Below are 24,886 nucleotides of genomic sequence, written 5' to 3'. Positions count from 1 at the left end.
CGCAGGGCCGGGCGGGGACTGGGCCGGGCGAGGGCGCAGGGCCGGGCGGGGACTGGGCCGGGCGAGGGCGCAGGGCCGGGCGGGGACTGGGCCGGGCGAGGGCGCAGGGGGAGGGGCTCAGGTGACGGGGCCGGTGTACTTCTCGCCGGGGCCCTTGCCGATCGGGTCGGGGATCACGGAGGCCTCGCGGAAGGCGAGCTGCAGCGACCGCAGGCCATCGCGGAGCGAGCGGGCGTGCATGTCGCTGATCTCGGGCGCGCCCGCCGTGATCAGCCCCGCGAGCGCGTTGATGAGCTTGCGTGCCTCGTCGAGATCGGTCTGTGTCGCGGGGTCGTCGGCGAGGCCGACCTTGACCGCGGCCGCGCTCATGAGGTGCACCGCGGTCGTCGTGATGACCTCGACCGCCGGGACGTCGGCGATGTCGCGAGTGGCGGCGGATGCGGCTCGCTCCTGCTCCCGCCACCGCTCCTCGCGGGCGTCGTCGGAGTGGGAGGAGGCGGGAGTCGAGTCCACGGCGTGCTTTCTGCTAGACTATGCGGGCACCGGAGCGTCTGCTCCGTTCGAAAGAGGATCACATCCCACCCGCGTTGGCCGTTCCAGGCTACCGGGTCATCGTGCCCCGTTCTCCCGTCAGGGAGCAGACGAGGGTGCATGAAGTCGGCGCGAGAGCGTCGGCGGGTGGCGTGCGCTCTCTTTCGCCCGCGCCGCACCCGTGGCGTGGTGGCAGAGTTCGCTACGTCAGAGGAGTTCCGCATCAGCGATCCCCGCACCAACGACCGCATCCGCGTCCCTGAGGTCCGCCTCGTCGGCCCCGCGGGTGAACAGGTCGGCGTCGTCCGCATCGAGGTGGCGCTGCGCCTGGCTCAGGAGGCCGACCTCGATCTCGTCGAGGTGGCCCCCAACTCGAAGCCTCCCGTGGTCAAGATCATGGACTACGGCAAGTTCAAGTACGAGGCTGCGCAGAAGGCCAAGGAAGCGCGTCGCAACCAGGCGAACACGGTCCTCAAGGAGGTCCGTTTCCGTCTGAAGATCGAAGCTCACGACTACACCACCAAGCTCAAGCGCGCCGAGGGCTTCCTGCAGGCCGGCGACAAGGTCAAGGCCATGATCCTGTTCCGCGGCCGTGAGCAGCAGCGTCCCGAGCTGGGCGTGAAGCTGCTCCGCAAGTTCGCGGAGGACGTCGAGGAGTTCGGCACGGTCGAGTCGAACCCCACGATCGACGGTCGCAACATGGTGATGGTGATCGCCCCGCACAAGAACAAGTCCGAGGCGAAGGCGGAGCAGAACGCCCAGCGCGCCGCCAACAAGGAAGCGGCGCGACAGTCGCGCACCCCCGGTGCGACGCCGGCTCCGGCCGAAGCGGCGCCCACGGCCGAGTAAGGCCCCCACGACTCCCGCTCCGCGGGAAACACAACGAAGGAAGAGAAATGCCGAAGCAGAAGACGCACTCTCCGGTGCCAAGAAGCGCTTCAAGGTCACCGGTAGCGGCAAGATCAAGAAGCAGCAGGCGAACCTCCGCCACAACTTCGAGGGCAAGCCCACCAAGCGCACCCGCCGTCTGTCGGCGGACAAGATCCTCGCCCCGGGTGACGCCAAGGTCGCCAAGAAGCTCCTCGGCATCTGAGCGCCCCGCACGATTGGAATAGATAGACATGGCTAGAGTCAAGCGGGCAGTAAACGCCCACAAGAAGCGTCGGGTCATCCTCGAGCGCGCCTCCGGTTACCGCGGCCAGCGGTCCCGCCTGTACCGCAAGGCGAAGGAGCAGGTCACCCACTCCCTCGTCTACGCCTACCGCGACCGTCGCAAGCGCAAGGGCGACTTCCGTCGTCTGTGGATCCAGCGCATCAACGCTGCGGCCCGCCAGAACGGCCTCACCTACAACCGCTTCATCCAGGGCCTCGGCCTCGCGGGTGTGCAGGTCGACCGCCGCATCCTCGCGGAGCTCGCCGTCAACGAGCCGGCCACCTTCGCCTCGCTCGTCGCGACCGCCAAGGGTGCGCTGCCGGCCGATGTGAACGCCGCCAAGGCCTCGGCCTGATCATCGTTCGGAAGGCGCCCGCCGTTCTCGGCGGGCGCCTTCCGCATTCCCGGGCGGTCGGCGCGCCCTAAGCTGGTGTCGTGCTGGAGAACCCGCGATCACCGCGCGTGCGTGCCGTCGCGAAGCTTGCCAAACGCAGTGCGCGCGAAGACACCGGGCTGTTCCTGCTCGAAGGGCCGCAGGCCGTGCGGGAGGCCATCGCCTTCCGCCCCGAGTCGCTCGTCGACCTGTTCGCCACGCCGACGGCGATGGAGCGGCATCCGTCCCTCCGCGACGACGCCCGCGCGGCCGGCATCGAGGTGCAGTACGCGAGCGAGAGCGTGCTCGACGCGATGGCCGACACCGTCACCCCGCAGGGGATCGTCGCCGTCGCACGGCAGTTCCCCGTCGCGCTGCGCGATGTCCTCGCGGACGCGCCGCGGCTGCTCGCCATCTGCGAGGAGGTGCGCGACCCCGGAAACCTCGGAACGATCATCCGGGCGGCGGATGCGGCGGGCGCAGACGCCGTCGTCCTCACCGGACGCACGGTCGACCCCTACAACCCCAAGGTCGTGCGGGCCACGACAGGCTCGCTCTACCACGTGCCGGTGGCGCGCGCGGGCGAGCTCGCCGACGTCGTGTCCGCCGTGACCGCGGCCGGCCTGCGCGTCATCGCCGCCGACGTGAAGGGCGACGATCTGCTCGAAGCCCGCGGCAGCGGACTGCTGGCGGCGCCGACGGCGTGGCTGTTCGGCAATGAGGCGCGCGGCCTCGCCGACGAGGCCCTCGCCCTCGCGGAGACCGCGCTCCGACTGCCCATCTATGGCAAGGCGGAATCGCTGAACCTCGCGACCGCCGCCAGCGTCTGCCTCTACGAGTCGGCGTTCGCGCAGCGCGCGGCATCCTCGTGAGAAGACCTCTCATCTTGATGAGAAGAAGATGAGAGCACGATGAGATACCTGTGGATAACCATGAGCGAGGCCTGATCGCTTCCTAGCCTGTCGAGATGACGGCCTCGGACTCTGCGGCACCACGCACCTCGAACATCACCGTTCGACGGGGCGATCCCCTCGTCGTGCTCTCAGGCGTTCAGAAGCATTACGGCGACTTCCATGCCCTCAAAGACATCGACCTGACAGTGCACCGCGGCGAGGTCGTGGTCGTGATCGGCCCGTCCGGGTCGGGCAAGTCGACGCTGTGCCGCACGATCAACCGACTCGAGACCATCACCAGCGGCACCATCACGATCGACGGGCAGGAGCTGCCGCGCGAGGGCCGTGCGCTCGCCGCGCTGCGCGCCGACGTCGGCATGGTGTTCCAGTCGTTCAACCTGTTCTCCCACCTGACGATCCTGGAGAACGTCACGCTCGGACCCGTCAAGGTCAAGAAGATGCGCAAGGCGGATGCCGAACGCGAGGCGCGGACGCTCCTCGAGCGCGTCGGCGTGGCCGCCCAGGCGAGCAAGCTGCCCGCGCAGCTGTCGGGCGGCCAGCAGCAGCGCGTCGCGATCGCCCGTGCCCTGGCGATGCAGCCGAAGGTCATGCTCTTCGACGAGCCGACGAGCGCGCTCGATCCCGAGATGATCACGGAGGTGCTGGAGGTCATGACCTCCCTCGCCGAAAGCGGCATGACGATGATCGTCGTGACGCACGAGATGGGCTTCGCCCGCAAGGCCGCCGATCGGGTCGTGTTCATGGCGGACGGCCAGATCGTCGAGGAGGCGGCGCCCGAGCAGTTCTTCACCTCACCGCAGAGCGACCGCGCCAAGGACTTCCTGTCGAAGCTGTTGGCGCACTAGGCCTCCGCGCCCGCACCGGCGCGGCGGAACACACGGATACGGAACCAGGAGGACATCACATGCGACACAGAGGATTCACACGGGCCATCACGGCCGCCGCGGGCGTCGCGGTCGCGGCGCTCGCGCTGGCCGGCTGCAACAGCGGGGCGCCGGGAGCGTCGGGCTCCGACGCGGCATCGGGGAGCACCCCGTGGGAGGTCGCGAGCGGCGTCACGATCGAGGGCAGCCCCACGTTCGACCGCATCAGCGCCGCGGGCGGCGTCACGATCGGGGTCAAGGAGGACCAGCCGGGACTCGGATACCTCGACCCCGTGTCGGGTCAGCGCAGCGGCTTCGACATCGACATCGCGCGCTGGATGGCGGCATCCCTCGGCTACGACGAGAGCAAGATCACCTTCAAGGCGATCCCCTCGGCCAACCGGGAGCAGGCGATCGTGAACGGCGACATCGACATGTACGTCGGCACCTACTCGATCACCGACAAGCGCAAGCAGCAGATCTCGTTCGCCGGCCCCTACTTCGTCACCGGACAGGGTCTGCTCGTCGCCGCCGACAACACCAGCATCACGGGCAAGGACTCGCTGACCGCCTCGGACACGGTCTGCTCGGCGACGGGATCGACCTCGATCCAGCGGATCAAGGAGGAGACCCCCGCCAAGACGAAGGAGTACGACACGTACTCCACGTGCGTGGAGGACCTCAAGTCCGGCCAGGTGGATGCGGTGACCACCGATGAGGCGATCCTCATCGGCTACGCCGCCCAGGACCCCTCGAACCTGAAGGTCGTCGGCGACGTCTTCAGCGAGGAGCGGTACGGGATCGGCATCCCGAAGGGCGACACCGCCTTCCAGTCCTTCCTGGACGAGACGCTCACCAACGGCGGCTCCACGTGGCAGGCGATCTTCGATCGCAACCTCGGCGCATCCGGTGTGAGCGCGACCCAGCCCGCGGTCGACGCCGTCGGCTGACCGCGTGATCGGGCGGCGGGGTGCGCTCCGCCGCCCGATCCCTCGGCACACGTGAACCGGAGAAGCAAGGGAGGACGCGCATGGGGATCATCACGGACAACCTCGACCTGTGGGGCGAGGCGATCGTCGGGACGATCGCGCTGCTGGTGGGCGGCGGCCTCATCGCGATCGTCCTCGGTCTCGTCGTGGGGGCGATGCGCGTCTCGCCGATCCCCGCGGCGCGGGCCGTCGGCACCGTGTACGTCAACTGGATCCGCAACACCCCGCTGACGCTGGTCATGTTCTTCTTCGCGTTCTGTCTGCCGCAGCTCCTGGAGCAGCGCATCGACTCGATGCCGCTCGCGATCGGCGCGCTCGGGGTCTACACCGCGACCTACGTCGCCGAGACGCTGCGCTCGGGGGTCAACACGGTGCCGCTCGGTCAGGCGGAGGCGGCCCGCGCCCTCGGTCTCACCTTCACGCAGGTGATGAGCCAGGTCGTCCTGCCCCAGGCTGCGCGCTCGGTGATCCCGGCGGGGATGAGCGTGCTCATCGCCCTCCTGAAGAACACGACGGTGGCCGCGGGGTTCTCCGTGCTCAACCTCGGCTCGGTGCGCTCCTGGCTGAGCGAGCGCGGGGAGAACCAGCTCGCGGTCCTCCTGTGGGTCATGGTCGTCTTCATCGTGCTCGCCCTCCTGCTCGGGTGGGTGCAGCGATATGCGGAGCGCCGATGGAAGGTGGCACGATGAGCGGCTCGGTCCTCTACGACGCCCCGGGTCCCCGCGCGATCGCGCGCAACCGGATCCTCGGCGTGCTCACGATCATCGTCGTGGCCGCCATCCTCGGCTGGGTGATCTGGCGGTTCGCCGCCAGCGGTCAGTTCACGGCCGAGAAGTGGCAGATCTTCTCGTACGGCACGATCTGGCTGCAGTTCGTCGAAGCCGCCGGCCGTACGCTCGCCGCGTTCGCCGCGGCGGCGGTCGGCGCGGTCGTCCTGGGCCTCGTGCTCGCCATCGGAAGCCTCTCCGACCACGCCTGGATCCGCGTGCCGGTCGGCGCCGTCGTCGAGCTGCTGCGTGCCGTGCCGGTGCTCGTCTTCATGATGCTGCTCTACTACGGCCTCCCGGTCGTCGGGATCAAGATGCCGACCTACTGGGCCGTCGTCATCGCCCTCGTCGCCTACAACGGCTCGGTGCTGGCCGAGGTCATCCGGGGCGGCGTGCAGGCGCTTCCCCGTGGGCAGAGCGAGGCCGGCTACGCCCTCGGGCTGCGGAAGGCCGGCGTCCTGCGGCTCGTGCTGCTGCCGCAGGCGGTGCGGGCGATGCTGCCCGTCATCATCGCCCAGCTGGTGGTGACCCTGAAGGACACCGCGCTCGGCTTCATCATCACCTACCCGGAGCTGCTGTTCCTGGTCAAACAGCTCGGCTCCAACGCCCCGTACGGCTCGCCGCTCATCCCCTCGGCGATCGTCGGCGGTGCGATCTACGTCGTCCTCTGCCTCGCGCTGTCGTACGTGGCCTTCGTCGCCGAGCGCGCGACGCGTCGTTCGCCCCGCACGCCCTCCCTCGAGCCGGAAGGGGATGCGGAACCCGCCACCGCGACCGAGACGATCGCCGCCCAGCGCGGACTCGGCAAGTTCGACGGCACGGCGGGAGGCGCCGCAGGCTGAGCTTCCCGTCGCCGCGTAGACTCGATCTCCGTGTCCGACACCCCTTCGAACCCGATCACCCCGGAGGCGGTCGCCCAGGCGACCGACGATGCGCTCGCCGCGATCGCGGCCGCATCCGACTCCGCCGAGCTGAAAGCGGCACGCGCCGCGCACCAGGCCGAGGGCTCACCGCTCGCACGTCTGAACGCGAGCCTGCGGGACGTGCCGAACGAGCGCAAGGCCGAGTTCGGCAAGCTCGTCGGGCAGGCCCGAGCGCGCGTCACGCAGGCGTTCGCCGCGCGTGAGGCCGAGCTGCAGGCCGCCGAGACCGCCGCGCGGCTGGAAGCGGAGCGGGTGGACATCACGGCCGTCCCCTCGCGCACGCGCGTGGGCGCGCGCCATCCGCTCAGCCTGCTCCAGGAAGAGGTCGGCGACATCTTCGTCGGCATGGGCTGGGAGGTCGCGGAGGGCCCGGAGCTCGAGCACGAGTGGTTCAACTTCGACGCGCTGAACTTCGATGTCGACCACCCCGCGCGCCAGATGCAGGACACCTTCTTCGTCGCGCCCGAGGAGCGGCACCTCGTGCTGCGCACCCACACGAGCCCCGTCCAGGTGCGCTCCATGCTCGAGCGCGAGCTGCCGATCTACGTCGTCTGCCCGGGTCGGGTGTACCGCACCGACGAGTTCGACGCGACGCACCTTCCGGTGTTCAGCCAGTTCGAGGGGCTCGTCGTCGACCGCGGCATCACGATGGCCCACCTGCGCGGCACGCTCGACCACGTCGCGCGACAGCTGTTCGGGTCCGAGGCCAAGACGCGGATCCGGGCCAACTACTTCCCCTTCACGGAGCCGAGCGCCGAGTTCGACCTGTGGCACCCCACCTTCAAGGGCGGGGCGCGATGGATCGAATGGGGCGGATGCGGCATGGTCAACCCGAACGTGCTGCGCGCCGCGGGGATCGACCCGGAGGTGTACTCCGGGTTCGCGTTCGGGATGGGGTTCGAGCGGACCCTCATGTTCCGCAGCGACGTGAAGGACATGCGCGACATGGCAGAAGGCGATGTCCGCTTCAGCGAGCAGTTCGGGATGGTGGTGTGATGCGCGTCCCGCTGTCGTGGTTGCGTGAGTTCGTCGAGGTGCCCGCGGAGGCGACCCCGGAGGACGTCCTCGCCTCCCTCGTGAGGGTCGGCTTCGAGGAGGAGGACGTCCACCGCTTCGAGCTCGAGGGCCCGATCGTCGTGGGTCAGGTGGTCTCGTTCGAGCCGGAGCCCCAGTCCAACGGCAAGACGATCCGGTGGTGCCAGGTCGACGTCGGTCCCGAGCACGGGGGAGTGCGCGGCATCGTCTGCGGCGCCGCCAACTTCTTCGCCGGTGACAAGGTCGTCGTGACCCTCCCGGGAGCGGTGCTCCCCGGGCCTTTCCCGATCGCTGCGCGCAAGACCTACGGCCACGTCTCGGACGGCATGATCGCCTCCGCCAAGGAGCTCGGGCTCGGCGCCGACCACTCCGGCATCCTGCGCCTGGTCGAGGTCGGGATCGACGCGCCGGTCGGCACGGACGCGATCTCCCTGCTCGGGCTCGACGACGTCGCGGTCGAGATCAACGTCACGCCCGACCGCGGGTATGCGCTCTCGCTCCGCGGGGTCGCCCGTGAGTACTCGCACGCGACCGGCGCGCCCTTCCGCGACCCGGGCCTGCGCGACAGCGCGGAGGTCCACCCGGGGGAGGGCTTCCCCATCGCGGTGCGCGACGACGCCCCGATCCGCGGCCGCGTGGGCGCGACCGAGTTCGTCGTGCGCGTGGTCCGGGGCGTGGATGCGTCCCGCCCGACGCCCGCGTGGATGGTCACCCGGCTGACGCTCGCCGGCATCCGTTCGCTGGGCGTGCTCGTGGACATCACGAACTACGTCATGCTCGAGCTCGGCGCTCCGATCCACGGCTACGACCTCGCGAGGCTCACGGGTGGCCTCACGGTGCGACGCGCGGCGCCCGGCGAGACGCTTCGGACCCTCGACGGGCAGGTGCGCACGCTCGATCCGCAGGACCTCGTGATCGCGGACGAGAGCGGCCCCGTCGGCCTGGCCGGCGTCATGGGCGGAGCATCGACCGAGATGAGCGTGGCGACGACCGACGTGCTGGTCGAGGCGGCGGTCTTCGACAGCGTCTCGATCGCCCGCACGGCGCGCCGCCACAAGCTGTCCTCGGAGGCGTCGCGCCGGTTCGAGCGCGGCGTCGACCCGGCGATCCCCTTCGTGGCCGCGCAGCGCGTGGTCGACCTCCTGGTGCAGTACGCCGGCGGCACGGCCGATGCCACCGGCGGCGCGCTCTACACCGAGATCGAGCGTCCCGTTCTCGAGCTCCCCGAAGGCTTCGTGTCGGGGCTCATCGGTGTCGACTACACGCCCGAGCAGGTGCGGGGAGCGCTCGAGCGGATCGGCTGCGACGTGCGCGAGGAGACGTGCGGCTGGGAGGTCGTGCCGCCCACGTGGCGACCCGATCTGACGGACATGTGGACGCTCGCCGAGGAGGTCGCCCGGATCGACGGGTACGACCGCATCCCCTCGGTCCTCCCGACCGCCCCGTCCGGGCGCGGGTGGACCCCTGCGCAGCAGGGGCGCCGCCGCATCGCGAACGCGCTCGCCGCGACGGGCTTCGTCGAGACGCCGTCGTTCCCGTTCACGACCGAGGAGGAGAACGACCGTCACGGCTCGGCGTCGGGCGGACACCTTCCCTCGGTGACGCTGGCGAATCCGCTCGCCGGCCAGGCGCCGGCACTGCGGCGCTCGCTCGTGCCGGGTCTGCTGCAGGTCGCACACCGCAACGTCTCGCGCGGTCTCACGGACCTCACGCTGTTCGAGGTCGGCACCGTCTTCCTGCCCCAGCCCGGCGTGGCCTACGGCACCGTCTCGGTGCCCCCGCTCGCGGTTCGGCCGTCCGCGGCGACCCTGACCGAGCTGGACGCGGCCATCCCGCCCCAGCGCCGTCACCTGGGCCTTCTGCTGGCCGGTCTCGTGTCGCCGAAGCAGCCGGGCCGCGCTCCCGAGCCGGCCGGTCTCACCGAGGCGCTCGACGCCGTCCGTGTGATCGCCGTCGCCGCGGGGGTGGAGATCGAGGTCACCCAGGGGGAGCGGAGCGCACTGCACCCGGGGCGCACCGGCGTGCTGACGGTGCAGGGCACGGAGGTCGGCTACGTCGGGGAGCTGCTGCCGGATGTCGCGGCCGCCGCAGACCTGCCCGGCCGCGTCACGGTCGTCGAGCTCGACCTCGACCTGCTGCTCGAGCGTGCGGGGGAGCGGGTCGTCGTCGCGTCGCTGTCGGGGTATCCCGCCGCGACGCAGGACGTCTCGCTCGTCGTGCCGGTCGCGGTGCCCGCCGCGGAGGTCTCCGCCGCCCTCGCGGAGGGAGCGGGGGACCTGCTGGAGTCGCTGCGGCTCGTCGACGACTACCGTGGCGCGGGCGTCGAGGAGGGCACGAAGAGCCTCACCTTCGCCCTGCGCTTCCGCGCCCCTGACCGCACGCTGACCTCGGCGGAGGCGAGCGAGGCGAAGCTCGCCGGCGTCGCCGTCGCCGCCGAGCGGTTCGGAGCGGTCCTGCGCGACTGACCCGCCCGCCCGGCGTGCGCCGGCCCCGGTGCCGGATCAGGAAGGGTGGCGGTGCCCTCCTCCTGGCCCGGCGAGGTGTCCTGATCCGGCGCAGCGGAGGCGTGCCCGGACGGCGGCGATTTGCCGCGGACGCCGTGGACGGATAAGGTCTCGGCATGCCCGTCGGTCAGAATGTCGCCGCCCCCCTCGTGGGCCGCGCTCTGCCCGGGCGACGTCAGGGCGGCCGCCGACGCTAGGCGACCCCCGTCCTCCCGCCGTGCGGCGGGTTCCGCCGAGCGCGGGAACGGGTGTCGCCCAGTAACGACCCCGACCCAGACTCTAAGGTGGAATCCATGACCTATTCGGTCGCCGTCTCCGGCGCTTCCGGCTACGCGGGTGGCGAGATCCTGCGGCTTCTCGCCGCCCATCCCGATATCGAGATCCGCACCGTGACCGCGCACTCGAACGCGGGCCAGCCTCTCGCGCTGCACCAGCCACACCTGCGTTCGCTCGCCCACCTCACGCTCGAGGACACGACGCCCGAGGTGCTCGCCGGACACGACATCGTCGTGCTGGCGCTGCCGCACGGCCAGTCCGGGCAGTACACCGATGCGCTCGCGGACGTGCCGCTCGTGCTCGACGCCGGTGCCGACCACCGGCTCACCTCGCCCGAGGCGTGGGACGCCTTCTACGGCGGCGCGTTCCACGAGCCGTGGGCCTACGGCGTGCCCGAGCTCCCGGTGGCGGGCGGCAAGCAGCGCGAAGCGCTGCGGGGTGCCACCCGCATCGCCGCGCCCGGCTGCAACGCGTCGACCGTGTCGCTGAGCCTCGCCCCGGGCGTCGCCGCGGGCGTCATCGACCCGGGCGACATCGTCAGCGTCCTCGCCGTGGGGCCCTCGGGGGCGGGCAAGAGCCTGAAGCCGCATCTGCTGGGAAGCGAGATCCTCGGCAGCGCGAACCCGTACGCCGTTGGAGGCACGCACCGGCACATCCCCGAGATCCAGCAGGCGCTCGTCGCCGCCGCGTCCGCCGAGGCGACGGTGCGGATCTCCTTCACCCCGGTGATCGTGCCGATGGCCCGCGGAATCCTCGCGACCTCCACCGCCCCGATCGCCCCCGGCGCGACGGATGCCGACATCCGCGCCGCCTGGGAGGCCGCCTATGCGGGGGAGACGTTCGTGCAGCTGCTGCCGGAGGGGCAGGTCCCCCGCACCGCCGACGTCCTGGGGGCGAACACGGCTCTCCTCGGCCTCGCGATCGACCGGGCGGCGAATCGTGTCGTCGTCGTCGCCGCCGTCGACAACCTCGTCAAGGGCACTGCCGGCGCCGCCGTGCAGTCCATGAACATCGCGCTCGGCCTCCCCGAGGACCGGGCCCTGACCGTGAACGGAGTGGCACCGTGAGCGTCACCGCAGCCCAGGGCTTCGAGGCGGCGGGAGTCGCCGCGGGATTGAAGTCCACCGGCAAGAACGACGTCGCGCTCGTCGTGAACCGTGGCCCCCTCAAGGTCGGCGCCGCCGTCTTCACGACCAATCGCGCCAAGGCCAACCCCATCCTCTGGTCGCAGCAGGCGATAGCGGACGGGACGGTCGAGGCCGTCGTGCTCAACTCCGGCGGGGCCAACTGCTTCACCGGCTCCTTCGGGTTCCAGACCACGCACCAGACCGCCGAGCGTGCCGCCGAGCTCCTCGGTGTCAGCGCGGGCGACGTCCTCGTCTGCTCGACGGGACTCATCGGCACGGGCGACGAGGTCTTCCGGCAGAAGGTGCTCGCGGGCGTCACGGCCGCCTCGGCCCAGCTCTCCGCCGACGGCGGCGAGGCGGCCTCCCTGGCCATCATGACGACCGACTCGCGGCCCAAGCGCTCCGTGCGGGCCCGTGACGGCTGGACGATCGGCGGCATGGCGAAGGGCGCGGGGATGCTGGCGCCCGGACTGGCGACCATGCTCGTCGTGATCACGACCGATGCGGTGCTCGACGCCGCCGAGGCCGATGCGGCGCTGCGGCAGGCCACGCGGGTGAGCTTCGACCGGCTCGACTCCGACGGCTGCATGTCGACGAACGACCAGGTGACGCTCCTCGTGAGCGGGGCCTCCGGGGTGACGCCCGACGCGGACGCCTTCGCGGCGGAGCTTCGCGAGGTCTGCCTGGACCTCGCACGTCAGCTGCAGGGCGACGCCGAGGGCGCCAGCCACGACATCACGATCCGCGTCGAGAACGCCGCGAGCGAGCTCGACGCGGTCGAGGTGGGCCGCTCGGTCGCCCGCAACAACCTGTTCAAGGCTGCGATCTTCGGCAACGACCCCAACTGGGGCCGGGTGCTGGCGGCGATCGGGACGACGGGCGCGGCCTTCGACCCCTACGACGTGGATGTCTGGATGAACGGCGTGCGGGTGTGCACGGCGGGCGGTCCGGACGCTCCGCGTGAGGCGGTCGATCTGACTCCGCGGGCCACCGAGCTCGTGATCGACCTGCGGATCGGCGACCACACCGCCACGATCCTCACCAACGACCTCACCCACGACTACGTGCACGAGAACAGCGCCTACTCCTCATGACCGAGATCGATCTCCAGGACACCGACCCCGACGAGGCCAGCGCCAAGGCGGCGACGCTCATCGAGTCGCTGCCGTGGCTGCAGCGCTTCCGCGACCAGATCGTGGTGGTCAAGTACGGCGGCAACGCGATGGTCTCCGACGAGCTGCAGGATGCGTTCGCCGCCGACGTCGCCTACCTGCGCTACGTGGGCGTCAAGCCGGTGGTCGTGCACGGCGGCGGCCCGCAGATCTCGAGCATGCTCGATCGCCTCGCGATCCCGAGCGAGTTCAAGGGCGGTTACCGCGTCACCTCGACCGAGGCGATCAGCGTCGTCCGCATGGTGCTGACGGGCCAGATCAACCCGCAGCTCGTGGCGAAGATCAACGCCTACGGCCCGGTCGCGACGGGGCTCTCCGGCGAGGACGCGGGGCTGTTCGGCGGACGCCGCCGCGGCGTCGTCGTGGAGGGCGTCGAGCACGACCTCGGCCGGGTGGGCGATGTCGTGACGGTCGATCCGCAGCCGGTACTGGACCAGCTCGAGGCGGGGCGCATCCCCGTGGTGTCCTCGATCGCTCCGGATCTCGACCATCCCGGCCACTCGCTCAACGTCAACGCCGATGCCGCCGCCGCCGCCCTCGCGATCGCGCTCGGCGCGACCAAGCTCGTCGTGCTCACCGATGTGCCCGGACTGTACGCCGACTGGCCGAACCGCGACTCGCTCGTCTCACATCTGACGGCGGACGAGCTGCGCGAGATGATGCCGCGGCTGGAGTCCGGCATGATCCCCAAGATGCAGGCGTGCCTGGACGCCGTCACGGCGGGGGTCGAGACGGCGGCGATCATCGACGGCCGTGTGCCGCACTCGGTGCTCGTCGAGATGTTCACTCAGAAGGGGATCGGAACCGAGGTGGTGGCGAAATGACCGAGCACGATTGGCGGGACGACGCGGGACGGGATCTCGTCCGCAACTCCGGCGACCGGATGGCGCTGTTCGCGCGCGGGGAGGGCGCCTACCTCTGGGACGAGGAGGGCAATCGCTACCTCGACTTCCTCGCCGGCATCGCGGTCGACTCGCTGGGCCACGCGCATCCCGTGTTCGTGGATGCGGTCTCCCGGCAGGCCGCGACCCTCGCGCACGTCTCGAACTACTTCGCGACGCGCCCGCAGCTCGAGCTGGCCGCCCGCCTCAAGCGGCTCGCCGGCACGGGCGAGCGGGGCCGCGTGTACTTCGGCAACTCGGGCGCGGAGGCGAACGAGGCGGCGTTCAAGCTCGCCCGCCTGCACGGCGGAGCCGAGCGCCCCCGGATCCTGTCGCTGAAGGACGCCTTCCACGGTCGGACGATGGGCACCCTGGCGCTCACCGGGAAGCCCTATATGCAGGAGCCGTTCGGCCCGATGGTGCCCGGTGTCGAGTTCATCGACTCGACGATCGACGCGCTCACCGCGGCGATCGACGATCGCGTCGCGGCGCTGTTCGTCGAGCCCATCAAGGGCGAAGCCGGCGTGGTGGAGCTTCCCGAGGGCTTCCTCACGGCCGCGCGCGAGCTCACGTCCCGTCACGGCGCGCTGCTCATCATCGACGAGATCCAGACCGGCGCCGGGCGCACGGGCGAGTGGTTCGGGTTCCAGCACGAGCAGATCGCCCCGGATGCGATCACGGTCGCCAAGGGCGTCGGCGGCGGCTTCCCGATCGGTGCGCTCATCACCTACGGCGACGCGAGCGACCTGTTCTACCCGGGCACGCACGGCTCGACCTTCGGCGGCAACGCGCTCGCGACCGCGGTGGCCAACGCCGTGCTGGAGGAGATCGAGCGGGCGGATCTCGTCCGCGCCGCCGCCGTCCGCGGGCAGCAGGTGCGCGAGGCGATCGCGGCGATCGGATCGCCGTTGGTCGAGTCCGTCCGCGGCACCGGCCTCCTGCTCTCGGCGTGGCGTTGACACATCCCGTCGCCGGCGCCGTCACGGCCGCCGCGCAGCAGCACGGCCTCATCGTCAACGCCGCGAACGAGCGGACGGTGCGTCTGGCTCCGCCGCTGATCATCGGCGACGTCGAGATCGACGAGTTCGCGCGGCTGTTCGCCGCGGCGCTCGCGACGGCCGCCGACGCCCTCCTCCTCGAAGACCAGCCCGCCGCGGCATCCACTCCCGAAAAGGCACGCACATGACCCGACACCTGCTGCGCGATGACGACCTCACGCCGGCCGAACAGGCCGAGATCCTCGATCTGGCGGCCGAGCTGAAGACCGACCGCTGGAAGCTCAAGCCGCTCGAAGGCCCGCAGACCGTGGCCGTCATCTTCGACAAGTCCTCCACCCGCACCCGCGTCTCGTTCGCGGTCGGCATCGCGGACCTCGGCGGCTCGCCGCTCATTATCTCCACCGCCAACAGCCAGCTCGGCGGCAAGGAGACCCCGGCCGACACCGCGCGGGTGCTGGAGCGCCAGGTCGCGGCGATCGTCTGGCGCACCTACGCGCAAGCGGGGCTGGAGCAGATGGCCGCCGGCACCCGGGTGCCGGTCGTCAACGCGCTGAGCGATGACTTCCACCCGTGCCAGCTGCTCGCCGACCTGCTGACGATCCGTGAGCACAAGGGGGAGCTCGCCGGCCTCACGCTCGCCTTCTTCGGCGACGGCCGCACGAACATGGGGCAGTCCTATGTCCTGGGCGGGGTCACCGCGGGGATGCACGTGCGCGTCGCCTCGCCGGTCGCCTACGCGCCGCGGGAGGACGTCGTGGCCGATGCCGACCGTCGCGCAGCGGAGACGGGCGGCTCCGTGACGCTGTACACGGATCCGATCGAGGCGGCGGCGGGCGCCGATGTCATCGTCACCGACACCTGGGTCTCCATGGGCAAGGAGGACGAGAAGCTCGAGCGTCTGCGCGATCTCACGCCCTACAAGGTCTCGCAGGAGATCATGTCCCTCGCCGCGGACGATGCGATCTTCATCCACTGCCTGCCCGCCGACCGCGGCTACGAGGTCGACGCCGAGGTCATCGACGGGCCCCAGAGCGTCGTCTGGGACGAGGCGGAGAACCGTCTCCACGCCCAGAAGGCCCTCCTGGTCTGGTTGCTGCGTCAGGGCTGAGAGAGGGCATCGGCCGGTGAGCGCGCGTACGGAGAGCTCCCGGCCGGTGTCCCCGCGCGGGCGGATGGATGCGATCCGCCGCCTGGACGGCCCGGCGCGGCTGGCGGGCGTCGACCTCGCGCGGGGACTCGCCGTCGTCGGGATGCTGGCGGCGCATCTGCTGGTGATCCGCCCGTTCACCTGGGGCGACCCATCGACGTGGATCGGAGTGGTGGACGGCCGGTCCTCGATCCTCTTCGCGCTGCTGGCGGGAGTGTCGATCGGCCTGACGACGGGAGGCCCGCGTCCCGTCGGCGGTGTCGCTCTCACGGCCGCACGCTGGCGGCTGGCGCGTCGGGCGGGTCGCGCTCTGGGTCATCGGGGTGCTCCTGATCCTCACCGGCGTCCCCGTGTACGTCATCCTGCCGGCCTACGCCGTGCTCTTCCTGCTCGCGATCCCGATGCTGCGTCTGCGGGCTCCTGCGCTGCTCGTCACGGCCGGGATCGGACTGGTCGTCATGCCCTTCGTGCAGGCGGCGCTCGACATCCTGCCCTTCTGGCAGACGGCTGAGGGGGAGTCGATCGCGCTCGCGATCGGGTGGGCGTATCCGTTCCCGCTGTGGTGGGTCTATCTCGTGGCGGGGCTCGGCATCGGGCGGCTAAAGCTGCGGGACCCGTTCGTCCAGGTGCTGCTGCTCGTCGCCGGTGCGGGGGCGGCGATGGTCGGCTATGGGATCGGGGGGATGTTCAGCACGGGGGCGGATGTCGTCCCCGCGGCCTACCTCGACCGGGTGGTCAGCGTCCTCCCGCACTCCGGCGGACTGCCGGAGGCCCTCGGGTCGACCGGGTTCGTGATCGCGGTGCTCGGGCTGTGCCTGCTGGTGTGCCGAGGGCCCGCGCGGTGGGCGCTGCTCCCGCTGCGAGCTGCCGGGAGCATGCCGCTGACCGCCTACACCGCACAGATCCTCGTGTGGGCGGTGTGGGCGTTCCTGGTGCTGGGCGGCACCGGCGATCTCGGGGCCTTCCGTGCTCTGCAGCCGTTCTGGCCGATCGCGATCGGTGTCGTCGCCGGATGCACGGTGTGGGGGCTGACGCTCGGACGGGGCCCGCTTGAGTCGCTTCTCGCGCGCCTGCGCTGATGCGAGCCCGTTCGGCCGGCGCCGAGAGCGGAGCCGGCGGGCGAGGGACGCGCGCGGGGCGTCGATAGGCTGTCGGGGTGAACGACGAAACAGCTGAGGGCCCCTACGACGCCGCGATTCGGGCGGACGGCCAGGACGCGCGTGAGTCCCGGGCCAAGGACGAGGGCACGAACCAGGGGGCGCTGTGGGGCGCCAGATTCGCCTCGGGCCCCTCGCCGGCGCTCGCCGCGCTGAGCCGTTCCACGAACTTCGACTGGGCGCTCGCCCCCTACGACCTCGCCGGCTCGCACGCGCACGCGACGGCGCTCGCCGCCGCCGGCTACCTGACTCCGGATGAGGCGGAGCGCATGCACGCCGGGCTGGACGCGCTCGCCGCCGCGATCGCCGACGGCATCCTGGTTCCCGACCCCGCCGACGAGGACGTGCACGGCGCGCTCGAGCAGGCGCTGATCCGCACCGTCGGGCCCGAGCTGGGCGGCAAGCTGCGCGCGGGCCGCAGCCGCAACGACCAGATCGCAACGCTCGTGCGCCTCTACCTGCTCGATCACGCGCGCACCGTCGCCCACGGCATCCTGCGGGTGATCGATGCGATCGTCGCCCAGGCCGAAGCGGCGGGGGATGCCGTGATGCCGGGCCGCACGCACCTGCAGCACGCGCAGCCGGTTCTGCTCGCGCACCACCTGCAGGCCCATGCCTGGCCGCTGGTGCGCGACCTCGAGCGGCTCCGCGACTGGTCGGCGCGCGCCCGTGTCTCGCCCTATGGCGGGGGAGCGCTGGCGGGGGCGACCCTGGGCCTCGACCCGCAGCTGGTCGCGACGGAGCTCGGCCTCGACCGCCCGGCGGAGAACTCGATCGACGGGACGTCGTCGCGCGACGTGGTGGCCGAGTTCGCGTTCGTGGCCGCCATGATCGGCATCGACCTGTCGCGATTCGCCGAGGACGTCATCATCTGGAACACGAAGGAGTTCGGCTTCGTGCGGCTCGACGACGGGTACTCGACGGGGTCGAGCATCATGCCGCAGAAGAAGAACCCCGACATCGCCGAGCTGACGCGCGGCAAGGCGGGTCGCCTGATCGGCGACCTGGCGGGCCTGCTCGCCACGCTCAAGGGCCTGCCGCTCGCGTACAACCGCGACCTGCAGGAGGACAAGGAGCCCGTCTTCGATCAGGTCGCGACGCTGGAGCTCGTGCTCCCCGCCTTCGCGGGCATGGTCGCGACGATGCGCTTCGACACGGCGCGGATGGCGGAGCTCGCACCGCAGGGGTTCTCGCTCGCGACGGATGTCGCGGAGTGGCTCGTCAAGCGCGGTGTGCCCTTCCGCGATGCCCACGAGGTGTCGGGGGCGCTCGTGCAGGCGTGCGAGAAGCACGGAATCGAGCTGCATGAGGCGACTGACGCCCTGCTCGCGGAGGTGTCGCCGCTGCTCGCACCGGAGGTGCGCGAGGTGCTGGTGGTCGCGGGGAGCGTGGCGAGCCGCGACGGCATCGGGGGCACGGCTCCCGTGCGGGTCGACGAGCAGCGGTCGCACCTGGTGACGCGTGCGCAGGAGCTCGCGCACGCGCTCGGTCTGTAGCGCGGGGCAGGCCGTCCGGCACGTGCTCCTCAGAAGGGGATCTCTTCGGGTGGGTCGGTGCCCTCGGCTGGGTTGGTGTCTTCCGGGGGGTCGCCGACGGTCCGCAACCCGCTGACCCCCACTTCGTCCCCTCCCGTTCACCCCTCCGTCGTCCCCACGTGGCCGAGGGCGGGCACGATCCTGAGCGATACCCAGCCCGCTCCGGGGTATCGCATAGGGGGATGTCAGGTGTCCGCGCAGTTCGTCGTGGCGCGCTTTCCGAGTGACACCCACCGCGCGGCCATCGACTGGCTCCGTGCGGTGGACGACATCGTCTCCGTGCACGGTGGCGACCTGATCGTGGCGACACGGGGGGAGCCGCCGTCGGGAGCGGTCGCCGGATGGCGGCTCATGAGCGACAACCATCGCGAGATCGCCCGGGGCGCGGCGCTGTTCGCTTCGGAACGTCTGGCGCAGGCTCATGCGGTGCGCGTGCGTGAGAACGTGGCGGGCCTCGCCGTCCACGCCGCCGTCGAACCGCGCCTTCGAACGACGGGGTGGTTCGCAACCCACGACGACGAGCTCGTCATGGTCGGTGCACGGCGATACGAGAACCGGTCCGTCGCGCGCAACGCGGGCGCTCTCGCACTTCGGCTGATCGCCGCGATGGCGGTGCCTCCCGGATCCATCGGTGTCACCCCGGCGGGTCTCACACGATGAGCGGTCGGCGGTCGTGATCGACGGACTGGTGGCGGGCCGGTTCGCCATCCGTCGTCTTCTCGGCAGCGGCGGCACGGCGGCCGTCTTCGCCGCCTGGGACCAGCAGCGGGGCCACGAGGTCGCCCTGAAGCTGCTGCACCCGCATCTCGCGGACGACCCGCGGGTCTGGGACGCCTTCTTCGAGGAGGTCGGCGCGGCGCAGTCGATCTCCCACCCGGCGCTCGCCGAGGTGTACGACGCGGGCGCCGACGAGCAGCGGCCGCCCGTCGTGTGGATCGCGATGGAGCTCGTCCGGGGCGTGACGCTCGCCGACCACGTCGCCGCCCAGGGTCCGCTCGCGACGGCGGATGCCGTCACGCTGGCCGACCGTCTGCTGGCGGCGCTGGCGGCGGCGCACGAGGGCGGTGTCGTGCATCGTGACCTCACCCCGGCGAACGTCATGTTCGATCCTGACGCGCGAGGGGACGTGGGCCGCTTCGGCGACAGCGTTCGACTGCTCGACTTCGGGCTCGCCGATGTGCCCGGGCGCAGCACGATCGGTGCGGACGCCTTGCTCAGCGACACCGCGGCGCCGGCCGGCGTCGTGGCGAGTGCCCCGTACGCGTCGCCGGAGCAGCTGAGCGGCGCGGCCGTGACCGAGGCGAGCGACATCTACCAGGCCGGCGCGACGCTGTACTTCGCCGTGACCGGTCAGGCACCGTTCTCCGGGACCACAGCGGAGATCGTGCGCGCCCACCTGTCGGCGCCTCCGCCGGTCCCATCGGTCCGGCGCCGGCGCATCGGGCGCGACTGGGATCGGGTCCTCACGACCGCGATGCTGAAACGTCCGGGCGATCGATACTCCTCCGCCGCAGCCATGGCGGCAGCGCTGCCGCGTGCGACGACGGATGCGTCCGCCGTCACGGCGCCTGTCGCTCCGGCGCCCGCCGAGACCGGCCTGACCCGGGTGTACCGCACGAATCTGCCCGAGGTCGCGTCGCCGGTCTCCGGGCCGCCGGCCGGCTACGAGCGCACGCGCGGGTCACGCTGGCCCATCTGGGCGGCGACGATCACGGGTGCGGCGGCGATCGTCGGGGTGATCGCCCTCTCGGCGACGGCGGGGTCGGCTCCCTCGCCCGTGCCCACCGCATCCGTGTCCCTCGCGCTCCCCAGCCCCACGGCGTCCCGGGAGCCGACGCCGACCGCCGCCGCGCTGGTGACGGTCCCGGTGCTGAGCGGGCTCTCACTCGCCGACGCGACGTCGCAGCTGACACGGAACGGGCTGACGACGGGGGCGATCACCCGCGTGAGCGCGGCGCTCGCGGCGGACACGGTGATCTCCTCCGAGCCCGCCGCCGGCGTCCCGCGCCCCGCGGGCTCGAGCGTCGCGCTCCAGGTCGCGTCCGGAAGCAATGCGGTGCCCCCCGTGGTGGGGCAGACGGTGGCCGACGCCACCGCTGCGCTGACCGCGGCAGGCTTCGCCGCCGTCGTGAGCGAGACCGGGGGAGGGACGCCCGACACGGTCACGGCGTCATCGGTCGCCGCGGGGCAGGTGCTCGCGATCGGCTCGACCATCGTGCTCTCGACGCCGCCGAGGCCGCCTGTCGTGACCCCCACACCGGCGCCGACCGCCAGTCCTTCCCGTACCGCCACGCCGACGCCGAGCGGGACGGCCACGCCGTGAACGGACGTCGTCACCTGCGCAGGCGCATCCGGTCACGGCGCAGACACCCGTGCAGCATCTCGCGTTCAGATGCCGCCGAGATGCTGACATCCGAACCCTGGGGATGCGTCCGCGTGTCCGAAGTGCGGAGGAACGCGTGAGCGACAGCGTGACGGAGGTGATCCCTCCCGCCGACTGTTCGTCGCAGGCTCCCGTGCGCTCCCTGCGGTCGTTGCCGGTGTTCTCGGACCGCGTGTTCCGCACCGTCTGCTACGCGGCCGGCGGCGTGACGGTCGCCATCATGCTCGCCGTGGGGATCTTCCTGACCGCGCGCGGCGGACAGGCGCTGGCCACAGCCGGTCCGAGCTTCCTGTGGACGCAGCAGTGGGAGCCCGTTCAGGGAGCGTCGGACTCGTTCGGCATCGCCGCCGTGCTCTTCGGCACGGTCACGATCGCCGTCGTCGCACTCGGCTTCTCGTTCCCGCTCGCCGTCGGAACGGCTCTGCTCATCAGCGAGGTACTGCCGGAAGCGATCAAGCGCCCCATGATCACGATCGTCGACCTGATGGCCGCGGTCCCGAGCGTCGTCTTCGGACTGTGGGGCGTGCAGTTCCTTCAGGCCAACGTCATCCCGGTCTCGCAGTGGATCTCGACCTACGTCGGCTGGGTACCGATCTTCGCCGTGACCGGCGACGACGGCACCCGGCTCACGGATGCGAGCGCGTTCACCTCCTCCGCCCTCATCGCGGGCATGGTCGTCGCTCTCATGGTGCTGCCCACTCAGACCTCCATCATGCGGGAGGCGTTCTCACAGGCACCCGTCGGGGAGCGCGAGGGCGCGCTCGCGCTCGGGTCCACGCGCTGGGGGATGATCCGCACGGTCGTCCTGCCATTCGGACGCGGCGGTGTGATCGGGGGCATGATGCTCGGTCTCGGACGAGCGCTCGGCGAGACCATCGCGGTGTACATGATCATCTCCCCGATCTTCACGATCAACTGGCAGGTCCTGAAGACCGGAACCAACTCGGTGTCGGCTCTCATCGCGCTCCGTTACGGCGAGTCCAACGAGTTCGGGCTGTCGGCCCTCATGGCGGCCGGACTCGCGCTGTTCCTCATCACGCTCGTGATCAACTTCAGCGCGTCATCCATCGTCGCTCGTTCGCGTTCCGGGGCGGAGAGCAACGGATGACGATGATCGATGAGTCCACGTCGCCGCGGCAGGCCGTACGGTCTGACTCCGTCCGCACGACGACGCCCGCTCCCGTCGAAGGGCCCAGGCCCGAGCGGCGTCGCCCCGGCAGAGCGGCCCTCGAGGACGGGTTCAACGTCGTCGGCGCCCTGCTCGCCGCCGCAGCGGTCGCGACCTTGCTGTTCGGGTGGCTGACACCGATGACCGGCGTGATCGGCTGGATCGCGGTGGCATTCCTCGTGTTCATCGTCGTCTACGCCGTGCTCGTCTCGCTCCGGGCAGATGCCAAGGCGGTGCTCGATCGTGTGGTCACCGTCCTGCTGTACAGCGCCGGCGGCGTCGTCATCCTGGTCTTGGCCTTCGTCGTCGCCTATACCCTGCTCCGCGGGGTGCCCGCGCTGTCGAACGTCAGCTTCTTCGTCCAGACCATGCGGCTGGCCGGTCCGCTCGATCCGCTCGATGTGGGCGGTATCGCGCACGCGATCGTGGGAACGCTCATCCAGATCTCCATCGCCCTGGCCATCACGGTGCCGCTGGGCATCACGACCGCGGTGTTCCTCAACGAGATCGGCGGTCGGTTCGCGCGTTTCGTGCGCACCATCTCGGACGCGATGACGGCGCTCCCCTCGATCGTGGCTGGCCTGTTCGTCTACGCCGCGATCGTCACGCTCGTGACCCATCAGCGCTCCGGCTTCGCCGCCTCGCTGGCGATCACGGTCATGATGCTGCCGATCATCATCCGCTCGGCCGATGTCGTGCTGCGTCTCGTGCCGCACCAGCTGCGCGAGGCCTCCTACGCGTTGGGGTCGTCGCGATGGCGGACGGTGTGGCGGGTCGTCCTCCCGACCTCGCGGTCCGGACTCGCGACGGCGGTCATCCTCGGAACCGCCCGCGGGATCGGCGAGACCTCGCCCGTGCTCCTCACCTCGGGGGTGACTGCCGAGATCAACACGGATCCCTTCAACGGGCCCATGATCTCCTTGCCGCTGCAGGTGTTCACCTTCGTCCAGTCGCCGGAGCCGAGCATGATCGTCCGCGGCTTCGGGACGGCTGCGGTCCTGATCCTGCTGGTGCTGAGCCTGTTCGTCGTCGCCCGCCTCATCGGCGGACGCGGCGCCGGCGTCCTCTCCGACGGCCAGCGACGTCGCGCGGCCCGCCGTTCGCAGGACGATCTGATGCGGATGGTCCGGCGGACCGCCGCGTCGGGGGACGACGACGCCTCGCGCCCCTCGCGGGCGATACCGGAAACGACCCGTCTGCAGGAGAAGCCGTGAACCGTCGGCCCCATCGCATCCTCCGTGGCGCCATCGTCGCGTTTCTGCTCGCGGGCGTCGTCACGGGTGTCACGGTCCCGGCGCACGCCGACTCCTACGTCGCCATCGCCGGCTCCGGCTCGACATGGTCGCAGAATGCGCTCGACCAGTGGCGCCGCAACGTCGCCAGCAACTACGGCATGACCGTGAACTACTCCGGCAACGGCTCGTCGGCGGGACGCAGCGACTTCATCAACGGCACGGTCGATTTCGCGATCAGCGAGATCCCGTTCCAGACGCAGTCGACTCCCGACAACCCGGTTCCCGAGAACCCGCCACGCGGCTACGCCTACCTGCCGATCGTGGCCGGCGGCACCTCGCTCATGTACAACGTCAAGGTCGCGGGCAAACAGGTGACGAGCCTGCAGCTGTCCGGTGAGACGATCGCCAGGATCTTCGCCGGCCAGATCACGAAGTGGAACGACCCGGCCATCACGGGCGCGAACCCCGGTCTGGATCTGCCGGAGAAACAGATCACGCCGGTCGTGCGCTCCGACGGCTCCGGCTCGACGGCGCAGTTCACCAAGTGGATGTCGACTCAGTACCCGTCGGTCTCCTCCTCGATCCTGCCGAACGGCATGACCTCGTACTTCCCGGCCAACAGGCTGCCCAACTCCAAGGCGCAGAGCGGCTCGCTCGGCGTCTCGGGGTACGTCGCGCAGGGGTACGGCGAAGGCTCGATCACATACGTCGAGTACTCCTACGCCCTGAAATCGGGGTTCCCCGTGGTGAGCGTGCAGAACCCCGCCGGCAACTACGTGCAGCCCACGGCGTCCAACGTCGCGATCGCGCTGACCCGCGCTCGGATCAACGAGGACTCGTCGTCGCCGGACTACCTCACGCAGATCCTCGACGACGTCTACAACAACGGGGATCCCTCGTCCTACCCCATCTCCAGTTACTCGTACATGATCGTCCCCACGGCTCCCGGCGGAATCTTCACGGCGCAGAAGGGCGCCACCCTGGGCGCGTTCCTGAAGTACGTCCTCTGCGACGGCCAGGATCAGGCGGGGCCGCTCGGCTACTCGCCGCTGCCGATGAACCTCGTCACGGCGGCATTCGCCCAGATCAAGCGAGTGCCGGGGTCGAACGTGGGCGATTTCGACGCCAACACCTGCACGAACACCGGGGCGGCCCCCGACGGGGCCGCCGGCGGAAACGGCGCCGGCGGTGCAGGAGGGGGCGAAGCGGCCGCCGCGACCGCGACCGCGGCGGCCGGCGTAGCCGCGGGAACCGGCGACGCCGTCTATGACGCCAACGGGAACCTGGTCTCCGGTTCCGGAGCGGGTGCCGCTGCGACGTCGTCCCGGTTCGCGCTCGCCTCCCACGCGTGGGGCCCGGCCCAGGTCGGGATGGCGATCGCGGGCATCATGCTGTTGGCCGTCGTCGTCCTGCCGCCGCTGCTGCTGCGTCGTGCCAAGCGGTGACGTCGGCGTCACCCGTCGTTCACGCGCCGCTCGGTCACTGGCCGTCTGCCCGAATCCGGTGTTCCCAGGCTGGACATAGCCGATTCGTACCGGATCTCTAGCTTTGCCCCGAGGCTGCCGGAGCGGCCGGAACTGGGGTGTCGAGCAGTGAATCATCAAGGCCGAGGGCGCATTTGGCTGCGTTCGCTGATCGCCGGTGCGGCCGCGTTCGGACTGGTGTTCATCGCGTCGGTGTCGCTGGCCACGGGTGCCTCCGCCGACGACTCCTCGGCGGTCACGGTGGCGGCGCGCGACAGCGGGCAGGACCCGA

The 24,886-nt window shown here is 70.9% G+C and carries 21 protein-coding genes and 2 pseudogenes; 22 read left to right on the top strand and 1 reads right to left on the bottom strand.

Annotated features, from left to right (window positions below):
- Positions 1-117 precede the first annotated feature (117 nt).
- Positions 118-513, bottom strand: coding sequence for a DUF1844 domain-containing protein (locus QE381_RS06035; RefSeq protein WP_307216377.1), 396 nt, complete (start codon positions 511-513; stop codon positions 118-120).
- Between the two features lie 207 nt (positions 514-720).
- On the opposite strand from QE381_RS06035, the gene infC reads away from it, so the two are divergent.
- The 22 genes and pseudogenes from infC (at position 721) to pstS (ending at position 24,576) form a co-directional block, all read left to right on the top strand.
- Positions 721-1,380, top strand: coding sequence for a translation initiation factor IF-3 (gene infC / locus QE381_RS06030; protein WP_307216375.1), 660 nt, complete (start codon positions 721-723; stop codon positions 1,378-1,380).
- A 47-nt stretch (positions 1,381-1,427) separates the two neighbouring features.
- A pseudogene (gene rpmI, locus QE381_RS06025) lies at positions 1,428-1,624 on the top strand (50S ribosomal protein L35).
- A gap of 28 nt (positions 1,625-1,652) precedes the next feature.
- A complete protein-coding gene (gene rplT, locus QE381_RS06020) occupies positions 1,653-2,039 on the top strand; it encodes a 50S ribosomal protein L20 (RefSeq protein ID WP_307216373.1) in 387 nt (128 codons plus the stop codon).
- A gap of 80 nt (positions 2,040-2,119) precedes the next feature.
- Positions 2,120-2,929 (top strand): RNA methyltransferase, encoded by an 810-nt coding sequence (locus QE381_RS06015; protein ID WP_307216371.1) that lies wholly within the window; start codon positions 2,120-2,122, stop codon positions 2,927-2,929.
- Between the two features lie 95 nt (positions 2,930-3,024).
- Complete coding sequence (locus QE381_RS06010) at positions 3,025-3,816, top strand: amino acid ABC transporter ATP-binding protein (RefSeq protein ID WP_307216369.1); 792 nt, start codon at positions 3,025-3,027, stop codon at positions 3,814-3,816.
- A 59-nt stretch (positions 3,817-3,875) separates the two neighbouring features.
- Positions 3,876-4,784, top strand: coding sequence for a glutamate ABC transporter substrate-binding protein (locus QE381_RS06005; protein WP_307216367.1), 909 nt, complete (start codon positions 3,876-3,878; stop codon positions 4,782-4,784).
- Between the two features lie 80 nt (positions 4,785-4,864).
- Positions 4,865-5,512, top strand: coding sequence for an amino acid ABC transporter permease (locus QE381_RS06000; protein ID WP_307216366.1), 648 nt, complete (start codon positions 4,865-4,867; stop codon positions 5,510-5,512).
- Positions 5,509-6,432 (top strand): amino acid ABC transporter permease, encoded by a 924-nt coding sequence (locus QE381_RS05995; RefSeq protein ID WP_307216364.1) that lies wholly within the window; start codon positions 5,509-5,511, stop codon positions 6,430-6,432. Before QE381_RS06000 ends, QE381_RS05995 begins: the two co-directional genes overlap by 4 nt.
- Positions 6,433-6,462: 30 nt before the next feature.
- Positions 6,463-7,509, top strand: a complete 1,047-nt coding sequence (pheS, locus tag QE381_RS05990; RefSeq protein ID WP_307216362.1) for a phenylalanine--tRNA ligase subunit alpha — start codon at positions 6,463-6,465, stop codon at positions 7,507-7,509.
- Positions 7,509-10,013, top strand: coding sequence for a phenylalanine--tRNA ligase subunit beta (gene pheT / locus QE381_RS05985; RefSeq protein WP_307216360.1), 2,505 nt, complete (start codon positions 7,509-7,511; stop codon positions 10,011-10,013). Before pheS ends, pheT begins: the two co-directional genes overlap by 1 nt.
- Before the next feature lie 332 nt (positions 10,014-10,345).
- Complete coding sequence (gene argC, locus QE381_RS05980; protein WP_307216357.1) at positions 10,346-11,395, top strand: N-acetyl-gamma-glutamyl-phosphate reductase; 1,050 nt, start codon at positions 10,346-10,348, stop codon at positions 11,393-11,395.
- Entirely contained in the window at positions 11,392-12,549 is a 1,158-nt protein-coding gene (gene argJ / locus QE381_RS05975; RefSeq protein ID WP_307216355.1) for a bifunctional glutamate N-acetyltransferase/amino-acid acetyltransferase ArgJ, read from the top strand. The genes argC and argJ overlap by 4 nt, the downstream gene beginning before the upstream one ends.
- Complete coding sequence (gene argB, locus QE381_RS05970) at positions 12,546-13,451, top strand: acetylglutamate kinase (protein WP_307216353.1); 906 nt, start codon at positions 12,546-12,548, stop codon at positions 13,449-13,451. Before argJ ends, argB begins: the two co-directional genes overlap by 4 nt.
- Positions 13,448-14,694: pseudogene (locus QE381_RS05965) on the top strand (acetylornithine transaminase). The gene argB and the pseudogene QE381_RS05965 overlap by 4 nt, the downstream one beginning before the upstream one ends.
- A complete protein-coding gene (argF, locus tag QE381_RS05960; RefSeq protein WP_307216351.1) occupies positions 14,691-15,614 on the top strand; it encodes an ornithine carbamoyltransferase in 924 nt (307 codons plus the stop codon). Before QE381_RS05965 ends, argF begins: the two are co-directional and overlap by 4 nt.
- A 296-nt stretch (positions 15,615-15,910) precedes the next feature.
- Entirely contained in the window at positions 15,911-16,732 is an 822-nt protein-coding gene (locus QE381_RS05955) for a DUF418 domain-containing protein (protein ID WP_307216349.1), read from the top strand.
- 116 nt (positions 16,733-16,848) lie between these two features.
- Positions 16,849-18,306: an argininosuccinate lyase gene (gene argH, locus QE381_RS05950; protein ID WP_307220413.1), complete on the top strand. Its 1,458-nt coding sequence runs from the start codon at positions 16,849-16,851 to the stop codon at positions 18,304-18,306.
- 228 nt (positions 18,307-18,534) lie between these two features.
- Entirely contained in the window at positions 18,535-19,005 is a 471-nt protein-coding gene (locus QE381_RS05945) for a hypothetical protein (RefSeq protein ID WP_307216346.1), read from the top strand.
- A 13-nt stretch (positions 19,006-19,018) separates the two neighbouring features.
- Complete coding sequence (locus tag QE381_RS05940) at positions 19,019-20,668, top strand: serine/threonine protein kinase (RefSeq protein ID WP_307216344.1); 1,650 nt, start codon at positions 19,019-19,021, stop codon at positions 20,666-20,668.
- A gap of 136 nt (positions 20,669-20,804) precedes the next feature.
- Positions 20,805-21,836 (top strand): phosphate ABC transporter permease subunit PstC, encoded by a 1,032-nt coding sequence (pstC, locus tag QE381_RS05935; RefSeq protein WP_307216342.1) that lies wholly within the window; start codon positions 20,805-20,807, stop codon positions 21,834-21,836.
- Positions 21,833-23,110, top strand: coding sequence for a phosphate ABC transporter permease PstA (gene pstA, locus QE381_RS05930; protein WP_307216340.1), 1,278 nt, complete (start codon positions 21,833-21,835; stop codon positions 23,108-23,110). The genes pstC and pstA overlap by 4 nt, the downstream gene beginning before the upstream one ends.
- Complete coding sequence (pstS, locus tag QE381_RS05925; RefSeq protein WP_307216338.1) at positions 23,107-24,576, top strand: phosphate ABC transporter substrate-binding protein PstS; 1,470 nt, start codon at positions 23,107-23,109, stop codon at positions 24,574-24,576. The genes pstA and pstS overlap by 4 nt, the downstream gene beginning before the upstream one ends.
- The last annotated feature ends 310 nt before the right edge of the window (positions 24,577-24,886 follow it).

Source organism: Microbacterium sp. SORGH_AS_0888 (genome assembly GCF_030818905.1).
In the GTDB taxonomy this organism is placed as follows: domain Bacteria; phylum Actinomycetota; class Actinomycetes; order Actinomycetales; family Microbacteriaceae; genus Microbacterium.
This window is presented reverse-complemented; position numbering and strand designations above follow the sequence as displayed.

Coding starts and splice junctions, on each gene's coding strand:
- argF (WP_307216351.1), top strand. CDS start 14,691: ATGACCCGACACCTGCTGCGCGATGACGACCTCACGCCGGCCGAACAG.
- QE381_RS06000 (WP_307216366.1), top strand. CDS start 4,865: ATGGGGATCATCACGGACAACCTCGACCTGTGGGGCGAGGCGATCGTC.
- pheT (WP_307216360.1), top strand. CDS start 7,509: ATGCGCGTCCCGCTGTCGTGGTTGCGTGAGTTCGTCGAGGTGCCCGCG.
- argC (WP_307216357.1), top strand. CDS start 10,346: ATGACCTATTCGGTCGCCGTCTCCGGCGCTTCCGGCTACGCGGGTGGC.
- QE381_RS06005 (WP_307216367.1), top strand. CDS start 3,876: ATGCGACACAGAGGATTCACACGGGCCATCACGGCCGCCGCGGGCGTC.
- QE381_RS05995 (WP_307216364.1), top strand. CDS start 5,509: ATGAGCGGCTCGGTCCTCTACGACGCCCCGGGTCCCCGCGCGATCGCG.
- QE381_RS06010 (WP_307216369.1), top strand. CDS start 3,025: ATGACGGCCTCGGACTCTGCGGCACCACGCACCTCGAACATCACCGTT.
- rplT (WP_307216373.1), top strand. CDS start 1,653: ATGGCTAGAGTCAAGCGGGCAGTAAACGCCCACAAGAAGCGTCGGGTC.
- pstA (WP_307216340.1), top strand. CDS start 21,833: ATGACGATGATCGATGAGTCCACGTCGCCGCGGCAGGCCGTACGGTCT.
- argB (WP_307216353.1), top strand. CDS start 12,546: ATGACCGAGATCGATCTCCAGGACACCGACCCCGACGAGGCCAGCGCC.